This is a genomic window from Paenibacillus sp. PDC88 (assembly GCF_900106725.1).
In the GTDB taxonomy this organism is placed as follows: domain Bacteria; phylum Bacillota; class Bacilli; order Paenibacillales; family Paenibacillaceae; genus Paenibacillus; species Paenibacillus shunpengii.
This window is the reverse complement of sequence record NZ_FNNT01000001.1, coordinates 775,664-791,655: the sequence shown is the minus strand read 5'-3', so window position 1 is coordinate 791,655 and position 15,992 is coordinate 775,664. Positions and strand designations below refer to the sequence as shown.

Genomic DNA, 15,992 nt, shown 5'->3' with positions numbered 1-15,992 from the left:
AGATCCATAAGTGGTACTACGATTTCCTTACGGACCCTAAACGCAAAGTCTGGCCGCCGCGAAACGTACCGTACTTCTCACCGTCTGCAGCTAATTCGGATGCGCGTGGTCTGTACGAAAAGATGCGCGGCGCTAAGAAGGAAATTACGTCACGACCTCCGCATCAAGGGCGCTGGACCCGTTTGGGGACGTCAATAGGCGACCTAATCCAACGCGATATCCTCTTTGCGGAGAAACATTACGCCAGACATAACGGAGAGAATCCGCCGTTTAGGTTTGACCGCAATGACCTCGGCGAGCCAGTATTCGAAGACTTTGCGAAAGTTGCGAAGATCATCGAACATAACGGACAGTCCTTCGCTCTGTACGGAACCGGCGACGGAATCATGCGCGTTTATGTGCCGGAGCTTGGCCGTGAAGTCCGCATCGGGCTCGAAATTAAATCGAAGCAAGGAACGTATTCTCAAACGTCCGGTTTCTCTGCGCGAAAGGGACCGAAGGAAGATCACGTTAAGCAGTGCGTCTGTTACTCCGTTATGTATGGCGTTGACTACTACGTTATCCTCTACGTTAACGGTTCGAAGAAGGCGTGGAATATGACGGAGGAAGAGTTCGATAAGAATCCGGATATCCTGGCGTTCGGCCTGTACATTACGGACGAAATGCGCGAAGAAGTGCTCGATCGTTTCGCGGATATCGTAGACATGGCGAATAAAGGCGAGCCGCCTGCGCTTGACCTCGATAAGTGGACGTTCAACGACTTCAAACGAGCGATTGCGTTGTCACTTTCCGAAGATGAACTAGCGGCGTTACGGAAGAAAGTTGCGGCTATTCTGCGGTCGAACCTACCGGACACGACGAAAAGGACAGCGGCCGGTGCGCTAGATTACATCGAGTCTACGCGATTATTAGAACAAGCGAAGGGGGCTGCGTGAGTATGATTAATTTTATCCATAGAGTACTTGTAGGTTTGACCTTTTTAGGGATAGGAACTGCCGTAGCTATTGGACTTATGTATGTTGTTTTTCAACTATTCTTTTCTGACCATCCGGTTATAACGCGTCTACTTATCGGGGCTGCGGCGCTTTATATGTTCTTAGTCGGATACTTTTCCGAAAAGGAGGTGCGCGACTCTGACGAAATCAACACGCAGTAAGACGCCAACTTACCGCATACTCGGACTCGACTTATCGTTAAGTCCCGGCATCGCAGCGATTGAGGTACGTAATAGGCAACCGTACCTCGTCGCATGCAACTCCGTCGCCACCACAACGGAAGATCCGGACGCGCTCCGCAATTATATCGTAGAGTCCTTCGTCTCCACGTTTGTTCGCGAGCACCGACCGTTCGATATCGTTGTACGCGAGGATTTTACGTCAGGCCGTAATAAACGCGCAACTCAAACGGTATTCAGCGCATGGGCAGCTGCGGATAAAGCGCTACATGAGTTCGGATATAAAGCGGAGGACTTAAAGCCGGCGTTGTCGCCGACCTCCGTTAAGAAGCTCGTTACGGGCAACGGTAAGGCGGAAAAGGACGTTGTTGCGGCAAGCGTACGTAAGCTACTGCGCCTATCTGACGATTACGCGTTCCGTCCTGGCTACGATGATAGCGATGCGTTAGCGGTGTGTCTTGCGTATGCGATACGCGAAAAACTAATCGGGGAGGTTGTGGTATGAAACGAGTTGTGTACGAACACAGCGATATTGTCCAGCGTATACGAATAGACGGAAAAACGTATATTGACGGCCAGCAGTTATCCGCGACAGACGTACTTAATGCTCTAGTAGCCGGCGGCATTATAACGTATGACTCAGTGCGCGTAGAAGACGACGAGTTATGACGCCCGATACGGAACGCCGCCTCCACGAACACTTGCGCAGAGAAGTCGCGTCCTTACAACGATCGGTCGATATATTCCGCGGTCTTACGAATGAATATGAACGGAAACTAACGGAAGCCGAACGCCGGCTATCCGAACACGAAGAGAAACGGAGCGATGACTTATAAATACGACTATGACCGTAAATAAACCGAATAACCGCCGTATGGTGTTCGAACCCGAGAGAATTACCGCATATGCTGACCGTGTTCTTTCCGGTCTGAACGGAGTCACCCACGACCGTCTCGTTCGCGGAGTCACATCGAAGTTGCGCCATGAAACGGTATCAGCCGAAGACATTACGCAAGCATTCATTATGTCAGCGCTAGAACTCGTAACACGCGAGGAACCAGAATGGAAATACGCTGCAGCTCGCGCTTTGTTGACGTCGTTATATAAGAAGGCTGCGGTTAGTCGGCGCTATAAATCGTATATTGACCGTCCATACGGTGCCTTCTATCCGATGGTTGCGGACTTGGTTAATCGTGGCCTCTATCGCAAGGAATTAACGGAATTTTATACGAAGGAGCAAATCGAAGAACTCGGCGCAGTGATCGATCCATCGCGCGATTTACTATTCGATTATATCGGACTGTTGACGCTGACCGAACGTTACCTTACGACGGATCTCGATAGGAGAACGGTCGAGCTTCCGCAAGAACGCTATATGATAATCGCGATGTACCTCATGCATAAGGAGCCGGCCGATAAGCGCGTCGAACTCGTTAAAGAGGCGTATTGGGCGATGAGTAACTTATATATGACCGCGGCTACACCGACGTTATCGAACGCAGGCAAGGCGACGGGCGGTCAGCTATCATCGTGCTTTATCGATACCGTTGACGATTCGCTCGAAGGAATATTCGATTCCAATACGGATGTCGCGCGTTTGAGCAAAGGCGGTGGCGGAATCGGCGTCTATCTCGGAAAGGTGCGCGCAAGGGGATCGGATATCCGCGGCCATAAGAATACGAGTAGCGGCGTTATTCCGTGGATTCGCCAGCTCAATAATACGGCCGTTAGCGTTGATCAGCTCGGCACGCGTAAAGGCGCAATCGCCGTATATCTCGACGTATTCCATAAGGATATACTCGCGTTCCTTGACTTGAAGCTGAATAACGGTGACGAGCGTTTAAGAGCGCACGATATCTTTCACGGCGTTTGCTTACCGGATCTGTTTATGGAGACGGTAGAAGCGCGCGGAGATTGGTCGCTATTTTGTCCGCACGAAGTTAAGTCCGTAATGGGTTGGACGGATGATAACGGACGAGCGCTCGGACTCGAAGATTTCTACGATGAGAAAGTCGGATATGGATCGTTCCGTGACCGTTATGCCGAGGCGGTGGCTCATCCGTTATTGCCGCGAATCACTGTGCCGGCCATCGATATTATGAAGCGCGTAATGAAATCGCAGCTTGAAACGGGAACGCCGTATATGTTCTATCGGGATACGGTTAACCGCGCTAATCCGAATAGTCATCGCGGAATGGTGTATTCGTCAAACTTATGTACAGAAATCTGTCAGAACCAATCACCAACCGTTATCGAATCGGAAGAGCTCGTTACGAAAGACGGGAAGACGCGCATTATCGTTACGAAGGTGCCCGGCGATTTCGTCGTGTGTAACCTGAACTCGATTAACTTGGCGCGCGCTGTTCCGGATCAAGTACTCGAACGTCTTATTCCGATTCAGGTGCGAATGCTCGATAACGTCATCGATATCAATACTATCGAGGTTCTGCAGGCGCAGTATACGAATCAACAATATCGCGCGGTCGGACTCGGTACGTTCGGACTGCACCACTTGCTCGCGCTAGAAGGTATCCGATGGGAATCCGAAGAGGCTGTCCGCTATAACGACGAGTTGTACGAGCGAATTAATTATCTCGCGATTAAGGCAAGCGCTGACCTAGCGGTTGAAAAAGGCGCTTACCCAGCGTTTGAAGGCTCCGATTGGCATACGGGCGAATACTTCTTTCAACGTGGCTATGCGGATCGCTACGTGCCAAACGAGTGGAACGCGCTGTGTATGCAGATTCAAACGACGGGTATTCGCAACGGCTACCTCATGGCGATTGCACCTAACGCCTCCACGTCCATTATCGCCGGATCTACCGCAAGTATCGATCCGATATACGAACAGCTCGCGTACGAGGAGAAGACAACGTATAAGATTGCGAATCCTGTTCCGGACTTATCGCCGCGTACATTTCCGTTTTACAAGACCGCGTTCACTATCGATCAGCACTGGTCGATTAAAGCAGCAGGCGCTCGTCAGCGTCACGTAGACCAAGCGCAATCATTCAATTTGTACGTAACGCCGGATATTAAGGCGTCCACATTCCTAGCGCTACATATCGACGCGTGGAAGAGCGGAATAAAGAGTACGTATTATATTCGGAGCCGCGCGCTTACGATTGATGAATGCGAGAGCTGCGCGTCCTAATGGGCGCCGGCTTTACGTTTAACATATACGATTAAGGAGCGTGATTACTTGCAGTTACAAAAGATATTCAATACGGAAGCACCGAATAAATCGACGCGAATTATCGAGGGCGAATCGTCCGGCATCCTCAATTGGGACGACATCCGCATGCCGCATATGTATAAGCTCTACAAAGTACTACTACTCAACTATTGGATCGCGGACGAAATCCCGATGAGTAAAGACGCGCAGCAATTTCCGCTATTAGATTCGGAAGAGCAGCGCACGTTTAAGATTAATATCGGACTTCTCGCGGTTCTCGATTCGATGCAAACGATGTTCGTCGGTGACGTTAAGCGTTATTTCACGGACAGCTCACTCGAAGCGGTATCCGCAATCATCGCGCAACAAGAAGTCGTACACAATCAGTCGTATTCGTACGTGTTGTCATCGCTTGTCTCGCGCCAGGAACAGAACGAAATATTCGAATACTGGAAGCACGATCCGGTCCTACTCGAACGGAATACGTTTATTGCGGATATCTATCAGGAGTTTCGTGACAATCCGTGTCCGCAGACGTTCTTCAAAGCGATGGTTGCCGACCTCATCCTCGAAGGTATTTTCTTCTACAGTACGTTCGCATTCTTCTATAACTTAGCGCGAGATCAGAAGATGCTCGGTACCTCGCAAATGATCAGCTATATACAAAGGGATGAGAACCAGCACTGTTACTTTTTCGCGGAAGTATTCAAGCAGCTACGCGCAGACTTCCCGGAACTCAATACGCAAGAGAACGCCGACTACGTTTACGCAACGATTGACCGAGCGGTCCAACTTGAGACGAATTGGGCGTACTATACGTTATCTAACGTGCGAGGTATCGACCTGTCCGAGCTGTCTTCGTACATCAAGTATATGGCGAATATGCGCTTACGTTTGATGGGGCTTGACAAGGCGTATGTCGGCGTGGATACGAATCCGATGCCGTGGATACGACCGTTTTCAGACGAAGCGCTCAACGCGACTAAAACAGATTTCTTCGAAGGGAAATCGCGTAACTACGGGAAAGTATCGGAGGATAACGGATTTGACGACCTATAAGCGGAGGGCCTTTCGGGGCTTCTCCGTTTTTTTTTGAAAAATTGCGCCAAATTTGTACGAATCGAAAAGTAGCGATAAATATTTAAGTATAAGCCAAACGAAGGAGGTGAGCGGATGTTTAAGTTTTTCGCAATTTGGTACGCAGTCAACGCAGTATTACTCGCGGTTGGTGTACTCGAACCAACACCGTTAAGCTCAACGCTACTCTGCGTATTGCTGGCGATTATATTTTACACGGAATCACTAGAACGCAAAGGAGGCCGCTAATCATGCCGCTACCTAAAGACTCGATGTTCTTCGGATTCGCCGATAAGCTGACGCCAGAACAGCGCATATATGTCGATTCGATTTTCGATAATCGCGTAACATTCGTAAACGCGGCTGCAGGCACCGGAAAGACTACGCTCGCGGTTGCGGTAGCGAAATTGCTAAATAAGCCGCTAGTCTACGTAATCAGTCCGGTCGAAGAGAAGCGCATGGGCTTTCTGCCCGGCGGAGTTAAGGCGAAAGAGTCCGTATATTTCACGCCGTTAGAGGACGCGCTATACGAGATCGGCGAGGACCCGCGCAAAGCGATTTACAACGAAGATAATCTCGAAACGCAGAAACGCGGCGACGTTTGGGTATATCCGAAGTCACACGTTTATGTACGCGGAACTAACGTAAAGGGCAAAACGGTCATCATTTCGGAAGCGCAGAACTTTACGCGCGGCGAGCTCAAAAAGGTATTAACGCGTTTGCACGATGACTGTACGGTAATAGTCGAGGGGCATGCGCTACAGTGCGATTTGCCCGATCCGAAAAAGTCCGGATTCGTTCCGTATCTCGAACACTTCCGCAGCCAGCCGTACGTTAACGTATGCGAACTAACCGTTAACTTCCGCGGCGAAATATCAACTCACGCTGATAAACTCGCGTGGTAACTAATTTAAACGGAGGCGATTGTATGAGTCAATTCGTAGAGGTATCGCGCACAGCAAACGTAGGTGAACGTATTAAAATCGTAAACGCTTGGGGAGCGGATGGGTATAAGACCGGAGACGTACTTACAGTTGTACGTGTGCACGGTAACGGCAGCGTAACGGTGCGTATCGGCAGTGGTACAACGTACGTATCCTATCGCGAATACGTCGTACTTGAATCGGTCGCACCGCAATCCTTCTTCTCAACGCCAATCTTCGAAAAGTTCGCGCAGTTCCTACGTGATAATGCGGATGAGGTGCGCAAGATCATCGAAGAGGAATCGCAGGTCGAACCCGTCGTAACTACGCCTAACAACGTATTAACTCGCGCAAAGGTAATCGCGCAGGCTAAGGCGGACGTTGCCGAGTTGGAGCGGATTGGGCGCGATATCGACGCGAGACTTCCGGAGGATTCACCGTTTCACACGATGTTCTACCGCGTTGAGTTCCACGTAAATCGCGAGAAGAGAGCGGTAACGGCGTTAGTTCACCGGACTAAATACAACGGAGTGATAACGGCGCGTAACTTCGGAAAGAACACCGCAAAATGCGCGCCGGGCGAAGTGTTCAACGCTGCTATCGGTAAAGCGATCGCACTACGTCGCGCACTCGGATTAACGGTGCCTAACGAGTATCTAAACGCGCCGCAACCGGATGAGCCACGAGTGGGTGCGGTATTTACGCCGAAGAAGACGGGCTTAACGTGGACGTCTGCGCTTAAGAAGAGAGAAGCATATTACGACGGAACGAGATACGGTAAAGCGTGGAAGCATACTTACGGCAGCGGTTGGGTTGGCGAAAATCAAATCGAGATCATCGACGACACGGACGTTGACTATGCGGATGGAACGGAGGTGGCTGCGTAAGTGAGCGCCGTTAAGTCAATTTCTCTAACCAAGGGAGCTGTCTCTCTTATAGACAATGAGGATTTTGACGCCATCAGTAAATATAGTTGGCATCTAACTTCTAGTGGTTATGCTGCAAGGAGAGAATCTGGAAAGATAATTCTCATGCATAGACAGTTGTTAGGTATACACGGCAAGGGGAGTAATATTCAAGGCGATCACATTAACATGAACAGATTAGATAACAGGAGAAGCAATCTTCGCGTGGTAAATAATCGAGAAAATAACCTGAATAGAGGAATTCCATCTAACAATACGTCAGGGTATCTTGGGGTGAGTTTTTGTAAGAGTAGAGGCAACTGGGAGGCATATATCACTAATCACGGGGTTCGGAAAAGTTTAGGCAGACACTCAACTGCTGAGGAAGCCGCAGTGGCATACAACAAGGCGGCAGTTGATCTTCACGGAGATTTAGCCAGAATCAATAAAATAAAGGAGGGAAAGTAATTGAGAGTTAGAGTGAAAAAGCTACATTCTGAAGCCTGTATCCCAAGGTACGCGAACCCACAGGATAGTGGATTCGATTTAGTCGCGACCGAAGACGTAATCATCGCGCCTGGTGAGACCGCGTTAGTACCGACGGGCCTTGCGTTCGAGATTCCGGATGGCTACGAGCTGCAGATACGTCCGCGATCCGGTGTGAGCTTGCGCACTAAACTGCGCGTAGCTAATACGCCAGGCACCGTAGATAGTTCGTACCGAGGCGAGGTTAAGGTGATCATCGATAACATTGCGCAGCTTGACGAACTATCGTATTACTGGACGTTTATTGATGCCACCATCCAACCGATTGATAACGGCGCTCAAGAATGTCCCTACGGGACGTACCTTATCCGCGCCGGCGACCGCATCGCACAAGGCGTGATCGCACCGGTAGTACGCGCTAATCTTGAAGAGACAGACGGTGAGCTTGCGGATACTGAGCGAGGATCGGGCGGCTTCGGGCATACGGGAGTGAGCGCATGAATAAATCCGCGCTAATATGGACCGCAGTCCTGACGTATTGCTTAACGTTTTGGGTCGTAGTGATTGCGCTGTTTGCGAACTAAGAAGGAAGAAGGTGTAGGTCGATGAGGTGTCGAGCCTGTAGGGAGTGTGGAGACGAGTTTCAGTTGTTTTCAAATAGACGAGACCGTAGATATCTCTGCGCCTCTTGTAGAAGGGCGGCGTTAGGAGCGGGGAAGTTACCTGGATCTCAAAACCCCAATTGGAAAGGCGGCGTTAAACTAAGTACACAAGGGTATGTTCTCGTTAAGGACCCAGCTTCAACTAGGAGTGACGGATATACCTTAGGTCACCGCCTAGTAATGGAAAGATTCTTAGGAAGAAAACTTCTAAGCTACGAAGATGTTCATCACATCGACGGAAACAAGAACAATAATCGTATTGAAAACTTGAAGGTTCTAGTTAGAACCGAGCACATGAGGCACCATGCCTTATTGAATACCGAAAAACGTAGGAGGGATTGCCTTGGTAGATATGCATAGGATCACCGTGCTAGACGAGGGGTACGTTAGGCTTGTTGATGTTATGGGCTCTGACTTGACCGTAGTAAACGCGGCCAGAGTTAGCTACTCGAAGGAGTCGAAGGAGTTAACTGAACGGGATGTTCGTCTGATTAAGTTCTTAGCACGTGAAGGACATTCGTCCCCGTTTAGACATGCGCTCGCCCAATTTGAGATTTATGCGCCACTAATGGTGGCCCGGCAGTGGCACAAGTATATTATCGGATCTTCGCATCAGGAAGCGGTTGGAGACAGTATGAACGCATGGAACGAGTCGAGCCGCCGTTATATTACCGAGGAGCCAGCGTTTTATATTCCTAATCCGGACGAGTGGCGTAGCGCACCTGCGAACAGTAAGCAGGGGTCGGGCGATCCGATTAACCGTGATGACGCTTATGCTTTCTCGCTTCAACTCGAAGATTACATTAAGCAAGGCGAGGGGCTTTACGCACACGCAATTGAGTACGGAATCTGCGCAGAACAAGCGCGCCTATTCTTGCCCGCTTACGGAATGTACGTCCGTTGGTACTGGACCGCATCGCTTCAATCCGTATGTCACTTTCTCGCGCAACGACTCGAACACGACGCGCAGGTTGAAATACAACTTTACGCAAAGGCGGTTCTAACGCTGATTGAATCGAAGTTCCCCGTATCAATTGGCGAATTAATTCCGGTAAAGGAGGCGTAATATGAGCGATCAACATACGCAAGAACCGCATTTGGCGGAAATATTACCGTTCACTCTACGCAAGTCACCGGAACAACTCCGCCAGGACGCTGTCATCGAACTACTCGAATCGTTCGCGGAGATGGCGCGTGAGGGCGCGATAACCGGCGTAATCATCGCAGCCAAAACGGAGTCCGGCGTCATTGATGGCGATATTCATGCGGACTATGCCGGCGTGTCGTATCGTGAGCGCGTCGTAATGCTCGGCGAGTTAACGGAAATGCACGAGTACGAACTGTAGTATCCGATGACATAGGCAATCACCGGATCGAGAACGAGGGCCGCCGCGCCAACGGTAGAAATGACGCGTGAGCCACACGAAAATTAAACAATAAGGGAGCGGATTAAATGAACACAACGCCATCACGCGCTCTACGTACACTATACCTAAATCTGCCGGACTTCAACAACAACCACATAGCGGTCTATGACGTACTACTGCACTACCTAAAGTGCGGATACGCTTGGCCGTCGATGGGTGATATCCAAATGGAGGCTGGCGTAGGGGAGACGACGGCAACTTCGGCAATTAAAACGCTGCGGAAATACGAACTCATAAAGTCGTTCCTACCAAACGGAAAGAGCCGCACGTATAGCGTCAAAGTGCCTATCGATGACCCGGATGTATTTTACGCCAAGTATCCGGAAGCTCTCGCTGAAAGAGAGAAGCGTTCGCAAATAATTCGGGAACGGTCATCGCGAACATCACATAGGCAACGTAATAGGTGTTCGTGTGGAACCCAAGAAGGAGGGGCATTCCGTGAAAAACGCCTATAAGATTGTCGATGATACGGTCCTCATTCGTCTTAATTCTATAGATGAGGAGTACGGAGTACATGCGTTAGTCTCTTTGTCAGATCTACCAAAGTTGCTGACTTTTGGGTGTAAGTGGTCAGAGAGAAAGACACCTTACGGTAGTTATGCTCGTGGATACCAAACAGGGTCTGGTCGAAATGCTCTAAAGGTACATCTTCATCGCGTTATCACTGATTGTCCGGATGGTATGGTTGTTGATCACATCAACGGCAATGGACTAGACAATCGTCGGGAGAATCTTCGGGTTTGTACTCAACTTGAAAACATGCAGAACATAACTAAGGGCGGGTCCGGAAAATACAGCAAAGAGCGCGGTGTATCCTTCAGTAAACACCATAACCGTTGGACTGGCTCGTTCTACTGTAATAAGAAACGCGTTAGTATCGGATACCACAAATCCGAGCAAGAAGCAATAGAAGCGATCAGAGCCGCTAGAAAATTACACAAGGAGGAATTGACAAATGGCTAAACAAGAACTATCCTCACGCCCAGCAGCGGAACAATCCGCTGAGATTATCGCAACATTAACCGCGGAAGTCGAATCGCTTAAGAAACGTGTGTCTGCGCTTGAGGCTGGCGCAAAGGTACGCCCGGCAACTGACGCAGAGGTGGCGCAAGCTGTCCGTAAGGTTAAGCGCGGTATTACAGCAGCGGAAGTTAACGCGGACTTGCAGACCTACGCTAAGGAATCGCGCCAGAGAAAACGTGACAGGATCGTTGAGCGTGCGAAGGCTGACGTTAAGGCTTTTGCGGAAGATAACGTCGAGTTCATCGTTAATAAAGACAAACGTACAGTAGTAGTTTTGCGCAGGAATCGTTCTAACAAACGTGTGATATCACGAGGAGTTGCGAAGTGCGTGCCAGGTGACGTGTTTAACGCGTGGATCGGCAAAGCAATAGCGGCTTATCGGATGTTCGACCTAGACGTGCCGGCGGAATACTTGAGCGTGCCGAGTCCGACGGAGGTGCGCGTGGGCGACGTCGTGTACACGGCATGCGATTACGGAAACATGACTGTCGCGGATAAAACGGACATTAACACGAAAACAATTAGCGTACTGGCTTACGGAGTGCTTACAGCGAACACAGAATACGGTAGTCCACGTATTATTGACGACACACGCGAGGAGGTGGCGGCCTAATGGCGGAACAACACGCAGTATACGTAGTGTACCGCGACGGCAAGCCGTTCTCAACTCCGCGAGCCGCTTATTATTCGCGAGGTGACGCAACCGCCGCGGTAACTCGTTCGGTCGAGGCAATCGTAGGGTACGGAGCGCGTGCGGAAGTCAAAGCGGCGGCTCGTGCGCGGTTCTCGGTTGAGGCGTATACAAAAGCGGAGGTGAGCGCTGAATGACGTTACCTAACATCGGATTAATCGGCAAGTTGCGTAGTGGGAAGTCCGCCGCCGGCGATTACCTAGCGTCAAAATACGGTTACACTCAATTCGCATTCGGCGATGAACTCAAACGTTATTATCACGAGTTGTTCGGCGAGACTGACGCAAAGCCGCGCGAAGGATACCAGTGGTTCGGCCAGACGATGCGTGAACGCGATCCGGATATCTGGCTACGCAAATGTCTCACTAACGTCGATTGGTACGCGATGGATCGTGCTGCGTATAACGCTTATTTACGGGTACATGCGCCGCATTTTCCGGTGATACCTTTCCGCGCCGTGATCTCCGACGTCCGCCAGCTAAACGAAGCCTGGCGCCTGCAGTCGGAAGGCTACGTACTCATTCGCGTCGAAGCGCCGGACGCTATCCGCATCGACCGCGCCGTTAAATCGGGCGACAGGTTCGATTACGCCGACCTCATGCACGGAACGGAAACGGAGCTCGACGATTGGCCGGCGGATTATACGATCGCGAATGACTGCAGCCTGGACGAGTTGTACGCGAAGGTTGATGCGGTAGTAGCTGCGCTTAGGGAAGGCGGTGAGGCTGCGTGAGTGAGGCGGCGGACACGTATAAGATGGCGTACGAAGCCGGTTACATGGCGGGGCGTTTCGACCAAGCGATGGGCTGTCCGTATGATGACCGGACACCGTTAACTAAGCGTAAGGAAGCGGAAGGAGGCGATGCTTTATCGGAAAGGCTGACCGTAAACGATGGGACGGAAACGTCCGCTCAATGGCAATCGTCGCAAAGCCACGCGAGGAAATAACGGAAGAAGATATCGCATTCTTACGTGAGAACTATACGTCAACTGGCGGACTTCTACCGAATGCTTACGCTGGAGGCGCGTTCTATACACCGACGCACGTTGCGCGTTTTGTTATCGAGGCACTGCGCGGGCTATCAGGCGGAGCATTTGCGCCGGGCTCACGTTTCCTAGAACCGTCTGCAGGCAGCGGAGTGTTCATCGAACATCTACCGCAAGATAGCGAAGTTACGGCGCTCGAACTCGATGAGACCAGTGCGAAAGTTACATCGCTAATTTACCCGCATGCTAACGTGATTACCGGTGACGCCTTCCGGCATGATCGGCGCGATTATTACGATTACGTGATCGGCAATCCGCCGTACGGAGTCAACCTCGATATTGACGCGGCGGAGCTTCCGGACAGTTTTGATACGTTAAGGATTACGAAAGGACGCGCAAAAGGGAAGTCGGAAGTTGCGTTTATTGAACTCGCGATTAAAACCGTTAAGCCTGGCGGATACATCGCGTTTGTGCTTCCGTTGGGACTCGCGTACGCAAACTATGCGGAGAAGGTTAGGCGCATGCTTTACGAAACGTGTTGGCACGTAGCTACTATCGGACTGCCCGGCGAGACATTCGCACTAACCGGAACAACGATAGCGACGCAAATACTTATCGTTAGAAAGGCGCCGCCAGGAACTCCGCTCGTACCAACGGTAGAGAAACGTTGGGGATCGAATTTTAAGCGCGGCGGATACGACGATATAACGGAATTTAATGCGAGATTCTTACTCGGCCAAACGCCGGCCTATTTCGCGAAAGTTACGGACATCGGCTACGACAAGGACGGAAAATCGACGGATAAATGGGGCGACGGCTCAACACAATTAGACGAGTTACTCGACGATCTAACGGACACACTTATGCGTGAGAATTTATATCCGCACATTCCTTCGTGGCATTCGATAAAAGACGTTAGTGCGTTCATGTTTCAGCATGCTAACGATTCCGGAGACGGGTATCGTGAAGCTTCGCATGTGTACGCTGACGGGCCCTACCGCTGGAACGAATTGACGCTCGGTGCCGGATCTGAAATTGACGGAGTGAGTACGTTCGATTTCGAGTGGCAAGACCGGATCGTTGCGGAGTATTACGCAGGATCTGCGTTAGAGGAGGCGGCGTGAATGATCGACCTCGACCGTTTCAAGCCACCGGATGAGCCTGAAATTATCGTATCTTGGTGCGCGTATTGCGGCGTTGAGATATACGAAGGTAGCGAGATGACGACGTACAGTAACGGAGACAAGACGCATGATGGACATTGCGAGAACGAGTACGTGAAGGCAGAACTCGGTATCGAACGGGTTATTGCGTCTGGATATTCGCAAATGTCAACGTTTGAATAATTCGAAATAGTTGAGAGGTGGGGATCGGATGGGTTCAGTTAAGATAGATGTCGATAAAACAAGTCGCAAGTATCTAGTGAAATATTGTCTAAACGACGTCGCGGGAGTTAAGTCTTTGTTGAGAGATCGGCACAAGATATCATCGGCAAGGTACAAAGGCGACACAGATGCAAGTTGCCTGCTCATCGATCTCAACTCCGCAATCTACAACGCTGGCCTCACGGAACGCCAAACGGAAGCCATCGCGTTAGTATACGGGTTCGACGTAACTCAGGCGCAGGCCGCTACCGTTATGGGAATCGCGCAAAAGAACGTAAGCGAAACGATTGATCGCGCAACGGAAAGTATCGCGGCTGTTTATCGCAAATGGGAATACGAAGACGTTACGGTTGAGTACACGCAAGATATCGAAGAGGAGGCGCACGCGGCATGACTGAGGAGAAGCTGGAGTTGTTGACTAAACGCCTCGCAAAACAAAAGGATCTTAGTTGCGACGAACGTATTCAAACGGTCTCCGCCTTGATTTCCCAGTACATTGAGAGTTCCGGGCAAACGCCCGACTCTCGTGTATTAGAGAAGGCGGCGGATTATATACTCTATGACGATTTGAGTGATTCAAACCCACACAAGGTATTCCATACTGAGTATCCCATTCTAAGTAAAAGCCAGGTCAAGTTTCGGTTTTCCTCTGAGCTTCCTCTTCATCAAGTAGAAGATGAACTGAGATTAAGCGATACAACACTCTACAGATATGCAAATCCCCGGGAAGACTTAGCGTTAAAAATACGCAGAGAAGTCAATCACTACAGTGACTTAAACAGCAAGCAGCCAGTAATTTCTTACAAACTGGAGGCTGATGAACTCGCGTATTATAGGGAACTACCTATGCCCAAGTTTATAGGTTTCCGAGGTAGAGATCATGCGGAGTGGTCTTTAGATGTCCGGAGAAGGGATAGTTTCACTTGTCAACAATGTGGCAAACAAAAGAGGGTAGGGCTACACGCACATCACATTGAGTCGTACGATACAGCTATAGACCTCAGGTACGATATCGATAACGGAATAACTCTATGTAAAAGGTGTCATAGTGAATTTCATTCTATATATGGGTACGGTGGAAATAACCGGAGGCAATTAAACGAATGGATGAGAGGGGAAATGATCATTGACTAATTATAGAGAGAAATTAGTAAAGTCCGTCGAAACTATTGAGAGACTAATGCGCGATAACTTCAAAGCAAATGAAACGCCAATCTCATTTACTTATGGAGTCCAAACATATGACCTGCGTAATAGGCAAGCGCGAGTCACTGTGGCCGGTCTCATCTCTGATGATTATGCATGGCATCACGCCGAGTTTAACCATACAGTTAAAGCCGCTTATTACTCAGGTGGTGGAGGCGGTGAAGGACCTGTAACTGTTCCGGTTGATTCCGCGTTACTTGACCGATTATCTGATATCTTATTATACGAAGAGTTGACGGATACCTCAAAGAATAAGATGACGCGTGAAGAATATCCGATAATGTCGGAACATCAAGAGAACCGTCGTCGTGATAGCGAGTATGCTGAAGTACTCGCGGATTCATACGACTCTAACGGTGTAAATCAAGCGAAGCCCGAACGTCGCCACCGTACAGAACGCGATAATCGATTCGTAGAAAAAGAAGCGCGCACAAAAAACCGCGCTAGGAAAGCTCAGTACCTTAAGGATACGTCGCCGGGCGCGGTCGTTACGTACAATTTATACGATACAGGCGGTGTACTATCGGACGAGTTCGTTGACTGCAGCGGGTTAGGCAAGCGTTGGTTCGACGAAATGAGTGCGGTAAACGAGACGGAGATTATACCGGGTAATAACGAAGAAAAGGCCGCAGCTTAATCGCGCGGCTCTTTTTCTAGCGTGAGTACGTCCGTAATCTCAACGTTGAGCACTTCGCATATTTTCGCGAGATTATCAAGCGGGAGCCGCACCGTCTTGTTTGCCCGCATCTCTCCGATAGATGGATAACGTATTCCGGTCATGCGTCCGAATTCGCGATCGCCTATGCCGCGCTCTTTTAATAGATCGTCGAGCTTGAGGCGGACTTTATACGTGGTCATATTACGCCACCTC

The 15,992-nt window shown here is 50.0% G+C and carries 24 protein-coding genes; 22 read left to right on the top strand and 2 right to left on the bottom strand.

The window, feature by feature from the left end:
- Positions 1–182 precede the first annotated feature (182 nt).
- The 14 genes from BLW49_RS03695 to BLW49_RS03640 all read left to right on the top strand — a co-directional run bounded on the left by BLW49_RS03695 (position 183) and on the right by BLW49_RS03640 (position 9,748).
- Positions 183–935 (top strand): hypothetical protein, encoded by a 753-nt coding sequence (locus BLW49_RS03695; RefSeq protein ID WP_256209562.1) that lies wholly within the window; start codon positions 183–185, stop codon positions 933–935.
- A 2-nt stretch (positions 936–937) separates the two neighbouring features.
- Positions 938–1,156: a zinc ribbon domain-containing protein gene (locus BLW49_RS03690; RefSeq protein ID WP_090723213.1), complete on the top strand. Its 219-nt coding sequence runs from the start codon at positions 938–940 to the stop codon at positions 1,154–1,156.
- Positions 1,134–1,679: a crossover junction endodeoxyribonuclease RuvC gene (locus tag BLW49_RS03685; RefSeq protein ID WP_090723211.1), complete on the top strand. Its 546-nt coding sequence runs from the start codon at positions 1,134–1,136 to the stop codon at positions 1,677–1,679. The genes BLW49_RS03690 and BLW49_RS03685 overlap by 23 nt, the downstream gene beginning before the upstream one ends.
- Positions 1,676–1,843 carry a hypothetical protein gene (locus BLW49_RS28700; protein WP_177178632.1) on the top strand — a complete coding sequence of 56 codons (168 nt, stop codon included), beginning with the start codon at positions 1,676–1,678 and terminating at the stop codon, positions 1,841–1,843. Before BLW49_RS03685 ends, BLW49_RS28700 begins: the two co-directional genes overlap by 4 nt.
- Positions 1,840–2,010, top strand: coding sequence for a hypothetical protein (locus tag BLW49_RS28695; RefSeq protein ID WP_177178631.1), 171 nt, complete (start codon positions 1,840–1,842; stop codon positions 2,008–2,010). The genes BLW49_RS28700 and BLW49_RS28695 overlap by 4 nt, the downstream gene beginning before the upstream one ends.
- 8 nt (positions 2,011–2,018) lie before the next feature.
- Positions 2,019–4,328, top strand: coding sequence for a ribonucleoside-diphosphate reductase subunit alpha (locus BLW49_RS03680; protein WP_090723210.1), 2,310 nt, complete (start codon positions 2,019–2,021; stop codon positions 4,326–4,328).
- A 48-nt stretch (positions 4,329–4,376) separates the two neighbouring features.
- Positions 4,377–5,408: a ribonucleotide-diphosphate reductase subunit beta gene (locus tag BLW49_RS03675; RefSeq protein WP_090723208.1), complete on the top strand. Its 1,032-nt coding sequence runs from the start codon at positions 4,377–4,379 to the stop codon at positions 5,406–5,408.
- Between the two features lie 269 nt (positions 5,409–5,677).
- Positions 5,678–6,331 carry a PhoH family protein gene (locus BLW49_RS03670; protein WP_090723206.1) on the top strand — a complete coding sequence of 218 codons (654 nt, stop codon included), beginning with the start codon at positions 5,678–5,680 and terminating at the stop codon, positions 6,329–6,331.
- Between the two features lie 23 nt (positions 6,332–6,354).
- Positions 6,355–7,236, top strand: a complete 882-nt coding sequence (locus tag BLW49_RS03665) for a hypothetical protein (protein WP_090723205.1) — start codon at positions 6,355–6,357, stop codon at positions 7,234–7,236.
- Entirely contained in the window at positions 7,237–7,722 is a 486-nt protein-coding gene (locus tag BLW49_RS03660) for an AP2 domain-containing protein (RefSeq protein WP_090723203.1), read from the top strand.
- Positions 7,723–8,241: a dUTP diphosphatase gene (dut, locus tag BLW49_RS03655; protein ID WP_090723202.1), complete on the top strand. Its 519-nt coding sequence runs from the start codon at positions 7,723–7,725 to the stop codon at positions 8,239–8,241.
- A gap of 104 nt (positions 8,242–8,345) precedes the next feature.
- On the top strand, positions 8,346–8,762 hold the full coding sequence (locus BLW49_RS29445; RefSeq protein WP_371264516.1) for an HNH endonuclease signature motif containing protein: 417 nt from the start codon (positions 8,346–8,348) through the stop codon (positions 8,760–8,762).
- Entirely contained in the window at positions 8,755–9,468 is a 714-nt protein-coding gene (gene thyX, locus BLW49_RS03645) for an FAD-dependent thymidylate synthase (RefSeq protein WP_090723827.1), read from the top strand. The genes BLW49_RS29445 and thyX overlap by 8 nt, the downstream gene beginning before the upstream one ends.
- Position 9,469: 1 nt before the next feature.
- Positions 9,470–9,748 (top strand): hypothetical protein, encoded by a 279-nt coding sequence (locus tag BLW49_RS03640; protein WP_090723200.1) that lies wholly within the window; start codon positions 9,470–9,472, stop codon positions 9,746–9,748.
- Between the two features lie 366 nt (positions 9,749–10,114).
- On the opposite strand, the gene BLW49_RS28690 is transcribed toward BLW49_RS03640, so the two are convergent.
- Positions 10,115–10,345, bottom strand: coding sequence for a hypothetical protein (locus BLW49_RS28690; protein ID WP_177178605.1), 231 nt, complete (start codon positions 10,343–10,345; stop codon positions 10,115–10,117).
- 165 nt (positions 10,346–10,510) lie between these two features.
- Between BLW49_RS28690 and BLW49_RS29440 the strand changes: the two genes are divergently transcribed.
- The 8 genes from BLW49_RS29440 (at position 10,511) to BLW49_RS03585 (ending at position 15,758) form a co-directional block, all read left to right on the top strand.
- The gene (locus BLW49_RS29440; RefSeq protein WP_371264533.1) at positions 10,511–10,792 is read left to right on the top strand and encodes an HNH endonuclease; all 282 of its coding nucleotides are present in this window, start codon (positions 10,511–10,513) and stop codon (positions 10,790–10,792) included.
- On the top strand, positions 10,785–11,465 hold the full coding sequence (locus BLW49_RS03625) for a hypothetical protein (RefSeq protein ID WP_090723196.1): 681 nt from the start codon (positions 10,785–10,787) through the stop codon (positions 11,463–11,465). Before BLW49_RS29440 ends, BLW49_RS03625 begins: the two co-directional genes overlap by 8 nt.
- Before the next feature lie 211 nt (positions 11,466–11,676).
- The gene (locus BLW49_RS03615; RefSeq protein ID WP_090723193.1) at positions 11,677–12,276 is read left to right on the top strand and encodes a nucleoside/nucleotide kinase family protein; all 600 of its coding nucleotides are present in this window, start codon (positions 11,677–11,679) and stop codon (positions 12,274–12,276) included.
- Between the two features lie 181 nt (positions 12,277–12,457).
- Positions 12,458–13,654 carry an HsdM family class I SAM-dependent methyltransferase gene (locus BLW49_RS03605; RefSeq protein ID WP_090723190.1) on the top strand — a complete coding sequence of 399 codons (1,197 nt, stop codon included), beginning with the start codon at positions 12,458–12,460 and terminating at the stop codon, positions 13,652–13,654.
- The gene (locus BLW49_RS03600; protein ID WP_090723189.1) at positions 13,655–13,876 is read left to right on the top strand and encodes a hypothetical protein; all 222 of its coding nucleotides are present in this window, start codon (positions 13,655–13,657) and stop codon (positions 13,874–13,876) included.
- A gap of 118 nt (positions 13,877–13,994) precedes the next feature.
- The gene (locus BLW49_RS03595) at positions 13,995–14,309 is read left to right on the top strand and encodes a sigma factor-like helix-turn-helix DNA-binding protein (RefSeq protein WP_256209561.1); all 315 of its coding nucleotides are present in this window, start codon (positions 13,995–13,997) and stop codon (positions 14,307–14,309) included.
- A complete protein-coding gene (locus BLW49_RS03590; protein ID WP_090723187.1) occupies positions 14,306–15,049 on the top strand; it encodes an HNH endonuclease in 744 nt (247 codons plus the stop codon). The genes BLW49_RS03595 and BLW49_RS03590 overlap by 4 nt, the downstream gene beginning before the upstream one ends.
- Complete coding sequence (locus BLW49_RS03585) at positions 15,042–15,758, top strand: hypothetical protein (protein ID WP_090723186.1); 717 nt, start codon at positions 15,042–15,044, stop codon at positions 15,756–15,758. The genes BLW49_RS03590 and BLW49_RS03585 overlap by 8 nt, the downstream gene beginning before the upstream one ends.
- On the opposite strand, the gene BLW49_RS03580 is transcribed toward BLW49_RS03585, so the two are convergent.
- The gene (locus BLW49_RS03580; protein WP_090723184.1) at positions 15,755–15,979 is read right to left on the bottom strand and encodes a helix-turn-helix domain-containing protein; all 225 of its coding nucleotides are present in this window, start codon (positions 15,977–15,979) and stop codon (positions 15,755–15,757) included. The two genes, BLW49_RS03585 and BLW49_RS03580, sit on opposite strands and share 4 nt — an antisense overlap.
- Positions 15,980–15,992: the final 13 nt, after the last annotated feature.

Excerpts from the sequence above, each read along its gene's own strand:
- BLW49_RS03690 (WP_090723213.1), top strand. The coding sequence starts at position 938 with ATGATTAATTTTATCCATAGAGTACTTGTAGGTTTGACCTTTTTAGGG.
- BLW49_RS28700 (WP_177178632.1), top strand. The coding sequence starts at position 1,676 with ATGAAACGAGTTGTGTACGAACACAGCGATATTGTCCAGCGTATACGA.
- BLW49_RS28695 (WP_177178631.1), top strand. The coding sequence starts at position 1,840 with ATGACGCCCGATACGGAACGCCGCCTCCACGAACACTTGCGCAGAGAA.
- BLW49_RS03680 (WP_090723210.1), top strand. The coding sequence starts at position 2,019 with ATGACCGTAAATAAACCGAATAACCGCCGTATGGTGTTCGAACCCGAG.
- BLW49_RS03670 (WP_090723206.1), top strand. The coding sequence starts at position 5,678 with ATGCCGCTACCTAAAGACTCGATGTTCTTCGGATTCGCCGATAAGCTG.
- BLW49_RS03665 (WP_090723205.1), top strand. The coding sequence starts at position 6,355 with ATGAGTCAATTCGTAGAGGTATCGCGCACAGCAAACGTAGGTGAACGT.
- BLW49_RS29445 (WP_371264516.1), top strand. The coding sequence starts at position 8,346 with ATGAGGTGTCGAGCCTGTAGGGAGTGTGGAGACGAGTTTCAGTTGTTT.
- thyX (WP_090723827.1), top strand. The coding sequence starts at position 8,755 with ATGCATAGGATCACCGTGCTAGACGAGGGGTACGTTAGGCTTGTTGAT.
- BLW49_RS03640 (WP_090723200.1), top strand. The coding sequence starts at position 9,470 with ATGAGCGATCAACATACGCAAGAACCGCATTTGGCGGAAATATTACCG.
- BLW49_RS28690 (WP_177178605.1), bottom strand. The coding sequence starts at position 10,345 with ATGTACTCCGTACTCCTCATCTATAGAATTAAGACGAATGAGGACCGT.
- BLW49_RS29440 (WP_371264533.1), top strand. The coding sequence starts at position 10,511 with ATGGTTGTTGATCACATCAACGGCAATGGACTAGACAATCGTCGGGAG.
- BLW49_RS03625 (WP_090723196.1), top strand. The coding sequence starts at position 10,785 with ATGGCTAAACAAGAACTATCCTCACGCCCAGCAGCGGAACAATCCGCT.
- BLW49_RS03615 (WP_090723193.1), top strand. The coding sequence starts at position 11,677 with ATGACGTTACCTAACATCGGATTAATCGGCAAGTTGCGTAGTGGGAAG.
- BLW49_RS03605 (WP_090723190.1), top strand. The coding sequence starts at position 12,458 with ATGGCAATCGTCGCAAAGCCACGCGAGGAAATAACGGAAGAAGATATC.
- BLW49_RS03600 (WP_090723189.1), top strand. The coding sequence starts at position 13,655 with ATGATCGACCTCGACCGTTTCAAGCCACCGGATGAGCCTGAAATTATC.
- BLW49_RS03590 (WP_090723187.1), top strand. The coding sequence starts at position 14,306 with ATGACTGAGGAGAAGCTGGAGTTGTTGACTAAACGCCTCGCAAAACAA.
- BLW49_RS03580 (WP_090723184.1), bottom strand. The coding sequence starts at position 15,979 with ATGACCACGTATAAAGTCCGCCTCAAGCTCGACGATCTATTAAAAGAG.